The organism is Corynebacterium sp. LK2537 (genome assembly GCF_040946485.1).
Taxonomy (GTDB): Bacteria; Actinomycetota; Actinomycetes; order Mycobacteriales; family Mycobacteriaceae; genus Corynebacterium.
The window spans coordinates 303,431-319,402 of the sequence record NZ_JAYWLQ010000002.1 but is presented as its reverse complement, the minus strand read 5'-3'; the positions used below and the strand labels follow the sequence as shown (position 1 = coordinate 319,402).

Sequence of the window (15,972 nt, the reverse complement as noted above, 5' to 3'; positions counted from 1 at the left end):
CCGGGGTGGCGACTAAGGTTAAGCCCATGAACTTCGACGCGACCCGCATGCTCTCCTTTGACCTGGAAACCACCTCGACCGATCCCCGCTCCGCCCGCATCGTTACCTCCGCGCTGGTCACCATTGACGGCCGCCACGTGGAAAAGAAGGAGATGCTGGCCGATCCCGGCGTCGAGATCCCCGAGGCCGCCGCCCAGGTCCACGGGATTACCACCGAAAAGGCCCGCGCCGAGGGCCGGCCGCACGACGAGGTCCTAGAAGAAACCGTAAGCGCCATCAAGCAGGCCTGGGACAACGGCCTGACCCTGGTGGTCTATAACGCGGCTTATGATCTCTCGGTCCTGCGGGCCCTGACCGGCGACTTCACCGTCACCGGCCCGGTCTACGACCCCTTCGTCATCGACCGGGTCATGGACAAGTGGCGCAAGGGCAAGCGCACCCTGGGCGCGGTCTGCGAACACTACGGGGTCAGCCTGGACAACGCGCACGAGGCCACCGCGGACGCCCTGGCCGCCGCACGGGTGGCCTGGAAGCAGGTGCGCCAGGTTTTCCCGGAGCTCGCCCAGAAGGACGTGGACGAGCTGATGGAGTTCCAAGCCGTGCGCTGGTACCACGATCGGATGGACTTCAAGAAGTACCTGGAGGGCAAGGGCCGGGATGCCGACAGCGTCTCCACCGCGTGGCCGATGATCAGCTAGAGCTCGAAGCACCGCGCCGAAAACCTAGTGACTCACCGAAGTCTCCAGAGTCTTCAAAATCTCCAAGAGCTCCAAAAGTCTCCGAAGTCTCGATAATCTCCAGCTGATAGGATCCGGGTCATGTCTGCTCCTTCCCTCCCGCGGGACAACCCGTTCCGCCCCACCTTCGGCGCCGCTCCCCTGTATTGGGTCGGCCGCGAGGTCATCCTCCGTTCCTTCGAGCGCGCGCTCGTCGGCACCGCCGGCACGCCCGGGCGCTCGCTGGTCATTAGCGGATCCCGCGGCATTGGCAAGACGGTCCTGCTCAACGAACTCGAAGACCGCGCCCGCACGCAGGGCTGGATCGTGCTGCGCGCCTCCGGCCGCAGCCCCATCGTGGAAGATTTCGTGGAGACCACCATCCCCGCGGCCATTGAGGGCATCAGCCCGCGGCCGACCACGCGGGTGAAGCAGGTCGGCCTCGGCAAGGTGGCCAGCATCGGCTTCGACACCGATGACCAGGCGCCTTACAAGCACAACCTCAACACCCGGCTGCGCGAGTTGTCCGGCCACCTCACCGGCACCGGGATCCTTATCAGCATCGACGAGGCCCAGGACGCCTCCCTGGAGGATCTCACGACCATCGCCGTCGCCTACCAGGACCTAATCCGCGACGATCTTAACGTCGCGCTCGTGGTGGCGGGACTGCCCCAGGGCATCGACAAGCTGCTGAGCCTGCCGGGAGCTACCTTCCTGCGGCGGGCGGAAAAATACCTGCTGGGCCCCTTGAACCAGTCTCTGACGGCGGAGGCCTTCGAGTTGACCGCCCGCGACAGCGGAATCAGTTTCAGCCCGGCCGGCATCCAGGCCGCGGTGGCGCTCTCCCACGGCTACCCCTACCTCGTGCAACTGGTCGGCTCCCTGGCCTGGCAGCAGGCGGACCTGCGCGCGGGCGGCGAGGACGGTGCCGTCATTACGGAGGAGGATGTCGCCGAGATAGCGCCCCAGGCCATTTCCCTGATGGGCACGCAGGTCCACCAGCCGGCGGTCAAGGAGCTCTCGCCGGCGCTGCGGGAATTCCTGGAGGCCATGGCCCAGGCCGCACCCACCGACCCGGTGGCGGTGCACGATATCGCCGCGTCGTTGGGCCGGACCCTGCGTTCCCTGTCGGGCACGCGCCAGCGGCTCATCGACGCCGATATCATCGAGGCACCCCGCTACGGCGAGCTCAACTTCACTCTGCCCTACCTGCGCGACTTCCTGTTGGCGCGGGATTCCGGCGGGCGGGTCAGCTAAAGATCCCCCGCGTCCCGCTCGAGCATCGCCGCCACTCGATAAGCCAGCCGGTAGTCCCTGGCGGGTGACTCCGGCCGGGCCGGGTAGACGTCCACCGCGTGGGTCAACAGCGTGCGCGGCAGGCCCAGCCGGTCCAGCAGGCGCGCGATAGCGATCGCTACGCCCCGGGCGGTATCCGGCTGGCCGGGCACTGCGTCAGCGGCCGTAATGCCGAGGCCGACGCGCGAGCCAGCATCCAGGTGCTGGCCCAGCCCGTCCAAGTCCCGGGGGTTAACCAGCTGCGGCAGGTCCAACAGCACCGTTTGCGCGGTGCGTGCCAGCTCCCACTGGGGCCTGTCAAGGTGCAGGTACTGGGAATCGAAGCGCGCCAGGGTATCCGCGGCGACTTCCGCGGGCACGGCCGCGATGTCGTCGAAGTCCGTCACCCCCGGCAGCGTGCCGGCCAGGATCTGGCCCAGGTAGGGCTCGTCGAGTTGCAGCACGACCTGCGCGCCGAAGCGGCGGGCCACGTCGGCGGAATGGCGGGCAAGGCCTTCTTGCAGACCGAGGAAGAGGTCGCGGCGCGCCCCACTATCAGTGATGACACGGTGCCCGTTGGCCAGCTCAATGGCGGCGGACAGGCTCCACGGCCCGACGGCCTGGATCTTGACTTCGGGCACGCTTTCGCCCCAGACGTCCTGGATTTCGTCCAGGTCGCGTTCCATCCGGTCCCAAGCCCGGCGGGTCAGCAGCTGCGGCCGGTCGGTCATCTGCCAGGCGCGCGGGCCGCGGTCGACCGCCACGAATTCCACCAGCCCGGCGGTGCGGCCGATAGCGTCCGAGCCCAGCCCGCGGTCGGGCAGCTGCGGCAGGTGCGGCAGGTCGCCGGTCTCCCCCAGCACGATGTCGGCGGCCTCCGGCATGGAGGTGCCGGGCATAGGGCCGAGCCCAAATCCAGTCACGCTGTCACCTTCTCCTTCGTGGGGCGCAGCCGCCTAGGCCGTCTCGCAAATGGTGCCGGAGCCCAAGACGATGTCGCCGAGCTCGTCCTCTGTCGGCAGGTAAAGCACGGCGGCCTGCCCCCGGGCCACGCCGGAGAGCTCGCCGTGCAGCTCCAGCCGCATGTAGTCGGCCGCGCGATCGATGTGCGCGGTGCACGGGACGACCGAGCCGTGGGCGCGCACCTGGACCTCGCACTCCAGCGTGCCGTCCATGGCCGGGTGCAGGTACTTGAGCCGGTCCGCGCCAATGGCGGTCACGGCCAAGTCCTCTCGCGCGCCGACGGTGACGGTGCCGGTGGCGGCGTCGATATCCGTGACGTAACGCGGCCGGCCGTCAGCGGCGGGCTGCTTGATGTCCAGGCCCTTGCGCTGGCCGATGGTGTAGTTCCAGGCGCCGTCGTGCGTTTTAAGCTCCTGGCCCTCCTGGTCCACAATCATGCCCGGGCGCAGGCCGATGCGCGCGCCCAGGAAGGCCTGGGTGTTGCCGTCGGGGATAAAGCAGATGTCGTAGGAATCCGGCTTCTTAGCGGTGGAAAAGCCGTGCGCGGCCGCCTCCTCGCGGATCTGCGGCTTCGGGGTGTCCCCGATGGGGAAATAGCAGTGCTCCAGCTCATCGGCGGAAATCACGCCCAGCACGTAGGACTGATCCTTGTTCTCGTCCTTGGAGCGGCGCATATAACCGTCCCGGTCCAGCGTCGCGTAGTGGCCGGTGGCCACCGCGTCGAAGCCCAAAGCCATGCCCTTTTGTAGCAGGGCCCGGAACTTGATCTTTTCGTTGCAGCGCAGGCAGGGGTTGGGGGTCTCGCCGCGTGCATAAGAGTCCACGAAGTCCCCGATGACCTCTTCCTTGAACTGCTCGGAGAAATCCCAGACATAGAACGGGATTCCCAGCTTGTCGCAGATGCGGCGGGCGTCGGCGGAGTCCTCCAGCGAGCAGCACCCGCGGGCCTTCTCACGCGTCTGCTGCGCGTCCTTGTGCAGCGCCAGGTGCACACCGACGACGTCGTGGCCCGCCTCGACCGCGCGGGCAGCCGCCACGGAGGAATCCACTCCGCCACTCATCGCCACCAGTACTCGCACGCCGCGCCACCTTTCTTCCTATCACTGCCGCCTGCCGGATTATCCAAAGCGGCTCAAAAGTCTACTCCCTCGGCCCAACGCAGGGATAATCCTCGCCATTCCCGGCCAGCGTCGGGCCGGAACCTCGGCCCGCTGGCCCCGGTGTCTACAGTAAGGGGTCATGGGTAGGAAACGGAACCGGAGCAGCCAGCCCGGCGAGGGCATCGTTGGCGTCTACGACATCGACACGGGCCAGGCCGAGGTCGTGGCGGATGAGTTCCGCCGGGACGGCTATATCCTCAACGTCAACGGCGTGCCCAGCAGCCACATCGTGCTCGGCTCCCCGGGCGAGCTGGAGTTTGAGTACATGCGCTGGATCGCCGCCGCGGTCGAGGTGCTCAACCCCGTCGACCCGGCCGCGCTGCGCGTTACCCACCTGGGCGGGGCGGGCTGCTCGCTCCCCCGCTATTTCGCGGACCTGTGGCCGCGCTCGCGGCATACGGTCGTGGAGTTAGATGCCAAGCTCGCGGAGCTGACCCGCACGCTTTTCGATGTGCCCCGCGCGCCCACGGTCAAGATTCGAGCCGGTGAGGCCCGCGCGGAGACGATGGCCTTCCAGCCGGCCAGCCGGGATATCATCATCCGCGACGTCTTCGCCGGGGCCACCACCCCGCGCCCGCTGACCACGGTGGAGTTCTTCGCCGCGTGCCGAAACGCCCTGTCGGCCGCGGGCCTATACGTATCCAACTGCGGCGATCACTCAGATTTGCAGGGCGCCAAGGCGGAGCTGGCCGGCATGGCCGAGGTCTTCGACCACCTAGCCGTCATCGCCGATCCACCGATGCTCAAGGGCCGCCGCTACGGCAACATCATCCTGATTGGTTCCGCGACACCCCTGCCCGCGGCCGGATCACAAGAAGCCGCGGCGCTAGCCAAGCGGCTTCTAGGCGGGGCGGTCCCCGCCCACTACAAAGACGAGTCTTTCACCCGCAAGTTTATCGGCGGGGCTAGCCCACGACGCGACTAACGATGCCGGCCAGCTGCTGCACGTCCAGCTGCCCGCCGTTGGCCCCCGCGGCCGCAGCAGCCTGGGTAGCATCCGCGACCGTCTGGTCGTCGACTTCGATGCCGGCGGTGTGCCCGGCGTTTTCCAGCAGCAGCGCCAGGTCACCGACGGAGTAGTCGCCCGCGGCCATGGCTTCGAGCTGCTCGACCGGCAGGGCGCCCTCGGCGTTGAGCTTTTCCACGTAGCCGATAAGGCCCTCGGCGGCATCACGGTCGATGCCTGCCTCACCCGCGGCCTCGGCCAGCTGCGGCGCGGCGGCCACGCCGGCGGCGATGGCCAGGATGGCGGCGACCAGGGCGGTCGAGTCCTTGCCCAGGTCCGGGGCGCCGGTTACCACGAGGTCCTCGAGGACCCCGCCGAAGTCGACGTAGTTGCCGGCGCTGAAGGAATCCAGCTGGGCGTGGGTGCCGTTGAACAGGTTCATGTCCACCTGGGTGGGGATGCCAGCAACCTTGCCGGAGCCGGAGCGCTGCCAGAAGGACAGCTTGTCCCAGCCGCCGACCGGCTGCGGGGCCGCGTCCTGGTAGGCGGCCAGCCACAGCGGGTACTCCGCGAACTGGGTGGTATTACCCATCTCCACTTCCCAGAAGTACTTGTAGGTGTAGATCATCGGGGTCCGGCCGGTCAGCCGCTTGAGCTCATCGGTGAATTCGCGGACCCAGGCCTGCATCTGCTGCGGGTTCTTGCCGTCGGTGACCTCGATGTCGAGCACCGGCGGCAGCGACTGGTCCGCCACCAGGGCCAGCTGGGAGGCGAAGTGCGCGGCCTGCGTCTTCGCGTCCGTGTTTGGGCGCCCGTAGTGGTAGGCGCCGACCTTTAGCCCGCTGGCGGCCGCGGCGTTGGCGTCGACGGCGAAGTGCGGGTTGCTAAAGCCCTCGCCCTCGGAGGCCTTGACGAAAGCGAAGGACTGCCCGTCGGATTTCACCTGTCCCCAGTCGATGGGGGCTCCACCCGGGTGCTGGTGGGCGGCGACATCCACGCCGGCGGGCGCAGACGTGCTCATCGGCGCGGCGTTCGCGGGAGCGGCGGCGGTAGCGACGAGAGCGCTGGCGACAACGGCGGTCAGGGCGGACTTGAGCGACTTAGTGACGGTCATGCCGGCGAGTGTACCGACTAAACCACAATAGTCACACAAGTAACACGCGTTTCATTCTATTTTTCTTTCGCCGACCGCCGGGCTCGCTTCCACGTCTGCACCGCGGCCCAGGCCTGCCCGACGTTGAGCTCGGGCAGGTAGGCACTCGTCGCCGCCAGGCCGATGGCCGGCAGTTTCAGCTCGTCGTCGTAGCAGAGGAACCAGGGGCGCTCAGCCGGCAGAAATTTGCGCTTGCTGGCCGCCAGGGTCCGGAAGCCGTAGAGCGGCTCCAGCTCCTGGCCCACCCGGGACAACGCCTGATCCAGCCAGCTGGGATCCTCCGCCGCGCCGGCCAGCGGGGCGCCCGACAGGGAAATCCATTCGCAGCCGCGATCTGCGGCGATGATGAGCGCCTCGGAAATCAAAAGCTCCATCACGCCTTTAAAGCCGTCCGCGGCCCGGCGCATCACGTCCAGGGTGTAGCCGATTACCTGGCCGTCGCGACGGACCGGCAGCCAGCTGGTGACCCCGTGCAGCCTGCCTTCCTCATCGAGGGCGTAGAGCAGCTGGGTACCCGGAACCTGCATCTCCTTAAGGCCGCCCAAGGTAAATCCCATCTCCGGCAGGGCCTTGTCCGAAACCCACTCTTCGCTCAGCGCCGTGATTTTCGCCGCCACCGCGAGGTCGAGGTCGTGCCAGGTGGTCCAGACGGTATGCACCCCTTGCTTTGCCGCTTTGTTGCGCGCGGTGCGGATGTTCTGGAATTTCTTGCCCTTAAACTCGGTATTGGCGCAGCTGAGCACGGCCTCCTCCGCGACCTTGACGCGCTTGAGCTCGGGGTGGGCGTCGGCGAAATCTGCGTCGACGGAATACCAGGCAACGCTGAGTCCTTGGTGGTGGGCGAAGTCCTCGAACTTGCCGGCGATATCCGTCCCCGCCGGGCCTACGGGGGCGCCGACGGTCAGGGCAATCCCGCGCGCCGGACGGTAGGCCACGTAAGAATCGCCGTCGAAAAAGTAGCGGTTGCCTTCCCAAAGCGTCATAAACGACAAGTGGTCGCCGCAGGTAGCAGAGAGGATCTCCCGGGCGCGGGCGCGGTCGGCTGCATTTTCCGGATCCGCCGGGCGCGCGAAGCAGGTATACAGCTGCCAGGCTAGAACCGCCCAGGCGATGATGCCGACCCATTCATAGACCAGCCATCCCAGCCAGGTGGCCGGGACCACGAAGTGCGGCCCGATAAGCGCCACAACCGTCGGCAGGAAGCGCAGGGGCAGCTCTGCCAGTACGTCGCCCGCCGTATTGATGGTGATAAAGCCCTCTGGGTACAGCAGTGCCACGGCCACCCAGGTTCCCGCCCCGGCGAGCACGACGCCGGCCACTGACATCCCGGCCCGCCGCAGCAGCGCCGGGTTGGTCGCAACGTGGAAAAGCCGGCGGGTGGCGACCAGCACGGCCGTGGCCATAATCCACGGCAGCAGCACCAGCGCGAGGTTGATGACCAACAGGTCGACCTCGCCTGGGGCCCATAGCTGGGCCACCAGCACGCCCATCACGCAGACCTGGAAGGCCAGCGACAGCCACCAGGCCAGGCGGCGCCCGCGGACGAGCCCGAAGGCCAGCACCAGCTGCACGACAAACGGCATCAGGTTGGCCACCACCGGGCCTAGCCCGTGGGCCCGGGCGATATCGAGGGCGTTCAAGCACTCGTCGCTCAAGGGGCTGGCCGCGCACAGCTCGGCCACCTCAATCCGGGACAGATCCGCCGACCACAACAGCTGGGTGACCATACTAAAGGGCCCTTCGGCCAGCGGATCCAGGGCCACGAAGAAGGGGCCGACTGCCACTGAGAGCACCACGACCGCCACCAGCACGCGCCGCTCGGCCACCGAGGCCTCCACCCGGTGGGGCCGGTACAACGCCTGCCCGGCCGCCAGTCCCAGCGCCATGGCCACGACCGCCTGCACGTCCGCCAGGGTCCCGGAGTACAACACGAACGTCAGCGTCAGGGCGATGATGCTCAGGCGCAACCGGCGGCGCCACAGACGCGGCATCTGGGCGGAGGAAAACGCCGCCGCCCCCGCGATGAAGCCCACCGGGGTCAGGAAGCTGGCGTGCAGCAGGTCGTCGCCCCACTGGTTCAGCCCGGCCAGCTCCACCCCACGGGCGGCGTAGACGGCCAGCGGGGTGGAAACTACTTGCGCGACCACCCCGACGGCGGCGTAGCGCAGCGAGCCCAGCTGCCCTTCCGCCGGCACACCCCAGGCCAGGGCCAAGATTGTCAGCACCACGGCCCCGCCAGCGTGGCCGGCAGTCAAGCCGATGGTCTGGATTCCCTCGACCGGCCAAATCTGCAGGCCCCACATCACCGCCAGCACCGCCAGCGTCACCGGGAAGCGGGGCAGGGTTTTGAAAACCCCCACCAGTGCGTTTTTAAGCACGGACATCCTTATCCTCAATTCCGTCGAAGGGGTCCTTGTCGATCCTCATCCCGCCGCGTTGCGCGGCCCAGGCGAGCACTTCCCGCAAGGCCGGGCGCCAGACCTGGAAGCTGTGCCCGCCGGGGCGGGTGCCGTTATAGGTGCGCATCCCCGCCGCGCGGGCCTGCTGGGACAAGGTGCTGAGTGCCTCGACCGCAGCGTGGTCGTCCTCCCCGGCGATGAAGACGGCGGCCAGCCCCGGGTAGCGGTTCTGCTTGAGCAGGTAGGCGGGGTCCTGGGCCTGGAAGGCCTTCTCGTCGCCGCCGAAGAACTTGTCGACGGTGGCCTGATGACTGCCGATAGTCGGCTCGGCCTCTCCGGAGATATCCACGATGGAGCCGTACGCGGTGGGCTGGTTGGTGGCGATCTGCAGCGCGCAGGTGCCTCCGTAGCTTAAGCCGGCAACGGTCCAGTGGGATTGATCCGCGTCCACGCGGAAGGCCTGCTTGATCCCGGCGGGCACGTCTTGGGACAGGTAGGTCATGACGTGGGCCTGGCGGGAATCCGCGCAGATGGGGTTGGCGGTCTCCGAGCCGGTGGCATCGACGGCCACGATGATCGGGCTGCGCCCATCGTTGGCGGCTTGGAACTGGTCGGCGGTCTGGGCCGCCTCGCCGGAGCCGAACCACTGGTCGGGCCCGCCCGGGTTGCCGTGGAGCAGCACCACGACCGGGAGGTTCTCGCCGCGCCAGTAGGCCGGCGGGACATAGGCGATGGCTTCGCGCGCCGCGAACTGCGAGCGCGTGCCCGGCAGGTCCAGGTGGACGAGCGCAGCGTCCTGGAAGTCGCGGGCGGACTGGAATTCGGCCAGGCTCATTTCCCGGGCCACCGGCGTCGGGTCAAGCGAGCCGACGTCCGGGTAGGTCTGGTATTCGATGTTGACCAGGCCGACGGTGGCCAGCAGGGAGAAAACGCCGGCGAGCACGGTGGGCACCGTCGGCTTGCGGAGCAGGGCGGCCAGCGGGACGGCGGCGGCCGCCATGAGATAGAAAGGCACGTCCCAGCGCTGCAGGAAGAAGCCGGCGGCTATGCAGATGACCGCGGCTACGGCCACCGGCCACCAGCGGCGCTGCCACGCCACGACGCCGGCCGCGATAACCAGGATGCCGATGAAGATGGCGGCATCGACCGGTTCGGCCAGGGGCAGATCAGAAAGAAAGTTCACCCTCTAAACATAGAACTACCCCGCCCCGGAATCACTGGGGCTTAGCTGGGAATATACTAGCTAAACGCTCCGCGCGCGGCGGATGACCTCCGGCAGGTGCGCCAGGACGTAGTCCACGTCCTCGTCGCTGGTATTGCGGCCCAGCGTGAAGCGCAGGGAACCAATCCCCTCGCTTTCGGTCACACCCATGGCCTCGAGGACGTGGGACATGCGGTTGACCCCGGCCGAGCAGGCCGAGCCCGTCGAGGCCTCAATACCCAGCTGGTCGAGCAGCATGATGAGGCTGTCGCCGTCCGTGCCGGGGAAGGACACGTGCAGGTGCGACGGCAGCGCGGGCTCGCTGGAGTTGACCACGACGTCGTCGATCTCGCGCAGGATGCCCTCGCGCAGGCGGTCCCGCAGGGCACCCACGCGCGCGGACTCGGTGGGGATTTCGGCCACGGACTCTGCCAGCGCCGCGGCCAGGCCGGCCGCGCTCGCCACGTCGACGGTGCCGGGGCGGATACCGCGCTCCTGGCCGCCGCCGTAGGCGATGGGCTGCGGCGCCGGGCTGCGGCGGGCCAGCAGCAGGCCGATGCCGCGGGGGCCGCCGAACTTGTGCGCGCTGGCCGCCAGGGTCGTCGCGCCCAGTTCCGCGAAGTTGATGGGCAGCTTGCCGACCACCTGCACCGCGTCGATGTGGACCGGCGTGCCCTGGGCGCTGGCGCGCGCCACGATTTCCTCGACCGGCTGGAGGGCGCCGATCTCGTTGTTGGCCCACATGCAGGTCGCCAGGTCCGCCGGCGTATCCAGGGGCCTAAGGTCGCTGACCCGCGAGTGCCGGTCGACCGGCAGCAGATCCACGCTCGCGCCCTGCTGTTCCAGGGTGGCCACCGTATCGCGCACCGCCGGGTGCTCGATCGGGGTGGACACGATTCGCCGGGTGCGCTTGTCCTGCGGGCCGCGCTCGGCGGCCCGGTAGAGGCCCTGGATGGCGATGTTGTCGGCTTCGGTGCCGGAGGCGGTGAAGACTACCTCGATGGGCTCGCAGCCCAGCAGCTCGGCGACCTTCTCGCGGGCGTCGTCGAGCACCGAACGGGACTTGCGCCCGGAGGCGTACTGGGCGCCCGAGTTGACGCTGCCGGCGGCTGCCACCCAGGCATCGATGGCTGCCTGGCGCATGGGCTGGGTCGCCGCGTAATCGAAATAGTGGGACATTTTAGGCGCGATTCTTCAGCTGTTCGGTCAGCGCCGGGGCGATCTCGTGCAGGTCCCCGACCACGCCCAGATCGGCGATCTGGAAGAAGGGCTCGTCCTGGTCCTGGTTGACCACGACGATGTTCTTGGCCGTCTGCATGCCCGAGGTGTGCTGGATGGCGCCGGAGATACCCAGGCCGATGTAGAGGTCCGGGGTCACGGTCACGCCGGTCTGCCCGATCTGGTAGGCCGCGTCGTAGAAGCCCTCGTCGACGGCGTCGCGGGTAGCGCCCACGGCCGCGCCCAGGGCATCGGCAAGCGGCTCGACGACGGCGGCGAACTCGTCGCCCACGCCGCGGCCGCCGGCGACCACGGTGGCGGCCGACGGCAGGTCCGGGCGGGCGGACTTCTCGGCCGGGGTAAAGGACTCGACCTTGACGTCACGGTCGGTGGCGGCCGGCAGCTGCATGGCGGCGACCTCGCCGACGCTGGCCTCGGCCTCGGCGGTCACGCTGCCCGGCAGCAGGGTGTAGATCGGGCAGGCACCAGCCGCGGTGGCGTAAGCGTCGTAGGAGCCACCGAAGATGGCGTGCTGGGCCGCGCCGTCCGGGCGGATGCCGGAGACGTTCGACAGCACGCCGGAGGCCAGGCGCGCGGCCACGCGGCCGGCGATCTCGTTGCCGGTCGCGGACGCGGCGATCAGGATGGGAGCCGGGTTGGCCGCGCCCAGCCCGTGCAGGGCGTCGACCTCGGGGGTCAGCAGGCGGGAATCGTAATCAGCGGCCTGGGCGTCGACCACCTGGGCCGCACCCCAGCGGGCCAGCTCCGGGGCCAGCTTGTCGCCGGTGCCGGCGGGGCCGACCACCACGGCGGAGACGGTGCCGAGCTGGCGGGCAGCGGTGATGAGCTCCCCGGTAACCGGGCTCAGCTGGCCTTCGGTGTGCTCGACCAAAACATAAACGTGAGACATGAAAAGAAAACTCCTTATAAGCGTGCGCGGAGAGCGGTGTTACAGCAGGTTCTTGGACTCGAGGAACTCAACAATCTTGGCGGCCTTCTCCTCGGCGGAGCCGGTCTCTACCAGCTCGCCGGCGGTCCGCGGCGGGCGCGGGGCGGCCTCGGTGACCTGGGTGGTCGCCGAGTTCAGGCCCACCTGCGCCGGGTCGACGCCGATGGCGGCCAGGTCCAGGGTGGTAATCGGGTGCTTCTTGGCCGCCATGAGGCCCTTGAAGTTCGGGAAGCGCGGCTTGTCGGCCTTGTCGCCCACGGCGATAAGCGCCGGCAGCGGGGCGGACAGCTCCCAGGTGCCGCGGTGATCCTCGCGGGTGCCACGCACGGTGCCGTCGGCCAGGCTCACCGCGTGCAGCTCCGTGAGCGCCGGAATCTGGCGGTACTCAGCCAGCAGGCCAGCCAGCAGGCCCGTCTGCGAGTCGGAGGCGTCCGTACCCATGGTGATAAGGACAACGTCGTCCAGGGTGTTGATGGCGTTGCTCAGCGCCCAGGCGGTACCGATGGCATCCGAGCCGGCCAGCGCCTCGTCGCTGACCAGGACCGCGTCGTCGGCGCCCATGGCCAGGGCCTTGCGCAGGGCCTCTTCCGCGCCGGCCGGCCCCATCGTCAGGGCCACCACGCGGTAACCGGCGTCCGGGTTCGCGTCGCGCAGCCGCAGCGCCTGTTCGACCGAATACTCGTTGACCTCATCAATGATGTTGTCCACCGCGTCGCGGTTTAGCGTGTTGTCGTCTTCCAACGTCTTAGTGGACCACGTATCGGGTACGTACTTGACCAGAGCCACGATAGTGGGCATGGGCATTCGACCTTTCCGTCAATTTGGTTTAAGCGTTCTAGAAACTTATTCTCCGCGCCATAGTAGTAGCGAAGGCGGGACTAATTCCATTGGCGTGGCTCACAGACCAGCGCCACGGCGCCGCGGCCGAGCCGCGTGACGACCACCGCCAGGGGACGCGAGCCCCGCAGCTTCAGCTTCTTGCGCAGCTGGTCTGGGTCGATGTTGACGCCGCGGACGAGGATCTCCAGGCTGCCGACGTCCAGGGCTTTCAGACTAGAGCTCAGGCGCTTGAGACTCACCTGCTCAATGAATGGAAATCCCGACCGGCCCGGCGGGATTGACTCCCCCGTCAGGTAGGCGATCTTCTCGTCCAGCTGCCACAGCCCGTGCCGCGCCGCGTAGTGCTTGACGAGTCCGGCGCGCACCACCGCGCCGTCCGGGTCCACGATGTAGCGGCCCACCTCCCCGGCCGCCGGCAGCTCGTCCGGGGAGAAATCGGCGCTGCTGATGGTCTCCTCCCCGGCACCCGACTCGCCCGCGGCGCCGCTGCGCAGCAGCCAGGCCGCGCGCACCGGCTGGCCGTCTGCGGCCGGGTGCTCTGCCAGGCCCGGGGTATACAGGCAGGCCTCCTTGACCGCGCCGTCGACGCTGGCGACGACCACCGGCCCGGCCCACTCGCTGTAGTCCAGGCCGGGCGCGCACTTGACGGCCATCTCGCGGCCCGGGTAGGCGGCCAGCAAGTCCGGCAGGGCCGGCAGCAACTGTTCCGGCTTGGTGATGCGCTGTCCGCCGCCCCGCCGGGCCGGGTCCGCCACGACCACGCCCCGCGCGCTCACCGGCGCCAAGGCGTCGGCGACCACGAAGGGCAGATCGGGCACGTTGTGCCGGGCCATGGCCACGCGCGTTTTGTCCAGGTCGCTGCCCAGGTAGCCGATGCCGGCCGCCCGCAGCGCCGGGGCCTCCGTGCCCACCGAGCAGGTGACGTCGTGAACGAAGTCCGCTCCCAGCCGCGACAGGTGCCGGGCCCGGGCGCGGGCCACCGGGGCCGGGGTGGCCTGCTGGGCGGCGTCGACGTCGCTGAGCCAGGTGGCCGGGAATTTTCCGGTGCGCACGGCGCGGCGGCGGGCATCGGCCAGCTCCCCCACCGCGCGCCCGTGCTCGCCGAAGCGCTCGCGCAACAACTGGGCCTCGGCCAGCGCCTTAGCCCGGGTTCCCTCCAGTTGCTCACTGACCTGCCGGATTTCGGCGGCATGATCCTGGAAGAACCGGATGTCGGCTAGTTCGAATGCCACGGTGCAGTTCGGCCTTTCTCAACGGGTCGGGACGGGAGGTAGGAGGGCAATCAAAGGGGCGGCGCGGTTTTACCGGCCTAGATCCGGTCGACGGGCCGGGTGGTGAAAAACTCGCGGTAGCGGGGATCGTCGACGGGGTCGCCTATCACGGGGCGCATGTCGGAATAGTCGACGTCGTCGAGGACCTCCTGCACGCTGCTCAACCGGCACAGACGCTGCAGGTTCGCCCAGGTCGGCGCCACCAGGCGCACCAGCCCGGCGCGCCAGCCGTCGATGAGCAGCTGCGGTGGGAACCAGCCGGCATCGGCGGCCTCGCCGGTGTTGCCGTCGGGTTCCTGGCCGGGCGGCAGGGTGGCGACGAAGAAGAAGGTGTCGAACCAGTTGCCGGCCGGAGAATGGCCGACCCACCGCCCCCAGGGCAGCAGGCGGTCGGAGTCCATGCGCAGCGACTCCTGGCTCAGGAAATCGGAGAAGGATAGTTCGTGGCCTTCCAACTGGAGGCGCTCGGCGTGGAAGCGGGCGGCGTTGGACTCGACGCGGCCCTTCTCGTCAACGACCAAAAGCGTGCCGGCTTCCTCGAACAGTTCTCGGGCGGCCGCGAAGACGAGGGCGTGGGCCTTGTACTTGGTCACCCCCAGCCGGCGGGCCTTGGAGACCAGGGAGGCGCCGGCCCACAGCTTGCCGGAGTCCCAGCTGCGCGGCGGGAAATCGCGCGGATCTACCCCACCGCCTGGGAAGACGGCGTGACCCGGATAGTTGCGCATGGTGGCCACGCGCTCTTGGACCCAGACCTTCAGCCCGTCGGGTTCGTCGCGAATGAGCAGGACAGACGCCGACAGCCGGCCACCGTTGAAGCCGGTCGTGTCGGTCGCGTCAATGACATCTAAGGGGTTTATCTTGCTCATCTTCTCCACCGGGACTTAGGCGCGGCGAACTCTTGGGCACCAGGTAGGGAGGTTGTAACCTCCTAGCGTACCCGGCGCGCGAAGTAGCGCTCGCCGATCCGGTCGACCTGGATGGGCTGGCCGAAGGCGCGGGTGAGGTTATCGGAGGTGAGCACGCTGTTGATGAGCCCCTTGGCGACGACCTCGCCCTCGTCCAGGATCATGGCGTGGGTGAAGCCGTACGGGATTTCCTCGACGTGGTGGGTGATCATGACGATGGCCGGGGCGTCGGCGTCCAGGGCGAGGTCCCCCAGGTAGCCCACGAGGTCCTCGCGGCCGCCCAGGTCCATGCCGGCGGTGGGCTCGTCCAGGATGAGCAGTTCGGGGTTGGGCATGAGCGCACGCGCCAGGATGACGCGCTTCTTCTCGCCTTCCGACAGGGTGCCCCAGGTGCGTTCGGCCAGGTGGGTGCAGCCGGTCTGTTCCATGATCCGGTTCGCGCGGCTAAAATCCATGTCGCCGTAGTCCTCGCGCCAGCGCCCCAGGACCGCGTAGCCGGCGGAGACCACCAGGTCGTCGACGCGCTCGGTGTCCGGGATGCGGTGCTGCACGGCGGCCGAGGAGATACCGATCATCGCGCGCAGATCACGCATGTCGGTCTTGCCGAGCTGCTCGCCCATCACGAAGGCCGTGCCCTTGGACGGGAATTCTTCGGCCGCGGCCATGCGCACCAGCGAGGTCTTGCCGGCGCCGTTGGGCCCGATGATGACCCAGCGCTCGTCGAGCTCGACCTGCCAGTCGACAGGGCCGACGAGGGTCTTGCCCCCGCGGCGTAGCTCGACCCCGCGGAAGTCGATCAGCCAATCCTGATCGGTTTCGGCGGCGGCCGGGTCTGCCGCCCCCGTCGCGGCGGAGGAAGCGGGGCCGCGGGCGGACTGGGCGGCGGCGCGGGCGGCGGCGATTTGTTCTTGGCTAAACATCGAGGAACTCACGTGTCCCATTGTGTCTGATTTTCCAGTTGGCGGGCGACACTGAA

14 protein-coding genes are annotated in these 15,972 nt (G+C 68.5%); 3 read left to right on the top strand and 11 right to left on the bottom strand.

What is annotated here, in order from left to right; all coding sequences use genetic code 11:
- The first annotated feature begins 26 nt into the window (after window positions 1-26).
- Window positions 27-698: a 3'-5' exonuclease gene (locus VVS03_RS04355; RefSeq protein WP_368519698.1), complete on the top strand. Its 672-nt coding sequence runs from the start codon at window positions 27-29 to the stop codon at window positions 696-698.
- Window positions 699-818: 120 nt separating this feature from the next.
- Window positions 819-1,973, top strand: a complete 1,155-nt coding sequence (locus VVS03_RS04350; RefSeq protein ID WP_368534621.1) for an AAA family ATPase — start codon at window positions 819-821, stop codon at window positions 1,971-1,973.
- Here VVS03_RS04350 and VVS03_RS04345 read toward each other — a convergent pair.
- Together VVS03_RS04345 and mnmA are read right to left on the bottom strand one after the other, a co-directional pair.
- On the bottom strand, window positions 1,970-2,914 hold the full coding sequence (locus VVS03_RS04345) for a methionine synthase (RefSeq protein ID WP_368519696.1): 945 nt from the start codon (window positions 2,912-2,914) through the stop codon (window positions 1,970-1,972). The two genes, VVS03_RS04350 and VVS03_RS04345, sit on opposite strands and share 4 nt — an antisense overlap.
- A 33-nt stretch (window positions 2,915-2,947) precedes the next feature.
- On the bottom strand, window positions 2,948-4,033 hold the full coding sequence (mnmA, locus tag VVS03_RS04340; RefSeq protein WP_368519695.1) for a tRNA 2-thiouridine(34) synthase MnmA: 1,086 nt from the start codon (window positions 4,031-4,033) through the stop codon (window positions 2,948-2,950).
- Between the two features lie 160 nt (window positions 4,034-4,193).
- On the opposite strand from mnmA, the gene VVS03_RS04335 reads away from it, so the two are divergent.
- On the top strand, window positions 4,194-5,039 hold the full coding sequence (locus VVS03_RS04335; RefSeq protein WP_368519694.1) for a spermidine synthase: 846 nt from the start codon (window positions 4,194-4,196) through the stop codon (window positions 5,037-5,039).
- Here VVS03_RS04335 and VVS03_RS04330 read toward each other — a convergent pair.
- From VVS03_RS04330 to VVS03_RS04290, 9 genes are all read right to left on the bottom strand, one after another.
- On the bottom strand, window positions 5,020-6,174 hold the full coding sequence (locus tag VVS03_RS04330; protein WP_368519693.1) for a glycoside hydrolase family 25 protein: 1,155 nt from the start codon (window positions 6,172-6,174) through the stop codon (window positions 5,020-5,022). The genes VVS03_RS04335 and VVS03_RS04330 overlap by 20 nt on opposite strands.
- A gap of 56 nt (window positions 6,175-6,230) precedes the next feature.
- Complete coding sequence (locus VVS03_RS04325) at window positions 6,231-8,591, bottom strand: bifunctional lysylphosphatidylglycerol flippase/synthetase MprF (RefSeq protein ID WP_368521069.1); 2,361 nt, start codon at window positions 8,589-8,591, stop codon at window positions 6,231-6,233.
- The gene (locus tag VVS03_RS04320) at window positions 8,584-9,795 is read right to left on the bottom strand and encodes an alpha/beta hydrolase (RefSeq protein ID WP_368519691.1); all 1,212 of its coding nucleotides are present in this window, start codon (window positions 9,793-9,795) and stop codon (window positions 8,584-8,586) included. Before VVS03_RS04320 ends, VVS03_RS04325 begins: the two co-directional genes overlap by 8 nt.
- A 60-nt stretch (window positions 9,796-9,855) precedes the next feature.
- Window positions 9,856-10,992 (bottom strand): cysteine desulfurase family protein, encoded by a 1,137-nt coding sequence (locus VVS03_RS04315; RefSeq protein ID WP_368521068.1) that lies wholly within the window; start codon window positions 10,990-10,992, stop codon window positions 9,856-9,858.
- 1 nt (window position 10,993) lies between these two features.
- On the bottom strand, window positions 10,994-11,941 hold the full coding sequence (locus VVS03_RS04310) for an electron transfer flavoprotein subunit alpha/FixB family protein (protein WP_368521067.1): 948 nt from the start codon (window positions 11,939-11,941) through the stop codon (window positions 10,994-10,996).
- Between the two features lie 39 nt (window positions 11,942-11,980).
- The gene (locus tag VVS03_RS04305) at window positions 11,981-12,778 is read right to left on the bottom strand and encodes an electron transfer flavoprotein subunit beta (protein ID WP_368534620.1); all 798 of its coding nucleotides are present in this window, start codon (window positions 12,776-12,778) and stop codon (window positions 11,981-11,983) included.
- 80 nt (window positions 12,779-12,858) lie between these two features.
- Window positions 12,859-14,052: a THUMP-like domain-containing protein gene (locus VVS03_RS04300; protein WP_368534619.1), complete on the bottom strand. Its 1,194-nt coding sequence runs from the start codon at window positions 14,050-14,052 to the stop codon at window positions 12,859-12,861.
- Between the two features lie 77 nt (window positions 14,053-14,129).
- Complete coding sequence (locus VVS03_RS04295; protein WP_290225914.1) at window positions 14,130-14,957, bottom strand: NUDIX domain-containing protein; 828 nt, start codon at window positions 14,955-14,957, stop codon at window positions 14,130-14,132.
- Between the two features lie 62 nt (window positions 14,958-15,019).
- A complete protein-coding gene (locus VVS03_RS04290) occupies window positions 15,020-15,937 on the bottom strand; it encodes an ABC transporter ATP-binding protein (protein WP_368534618.1) in 918 nt (305 codons plus the stop codon).
- Window positions 15,938-15,972: the final 35 nt, after the last annotated feature.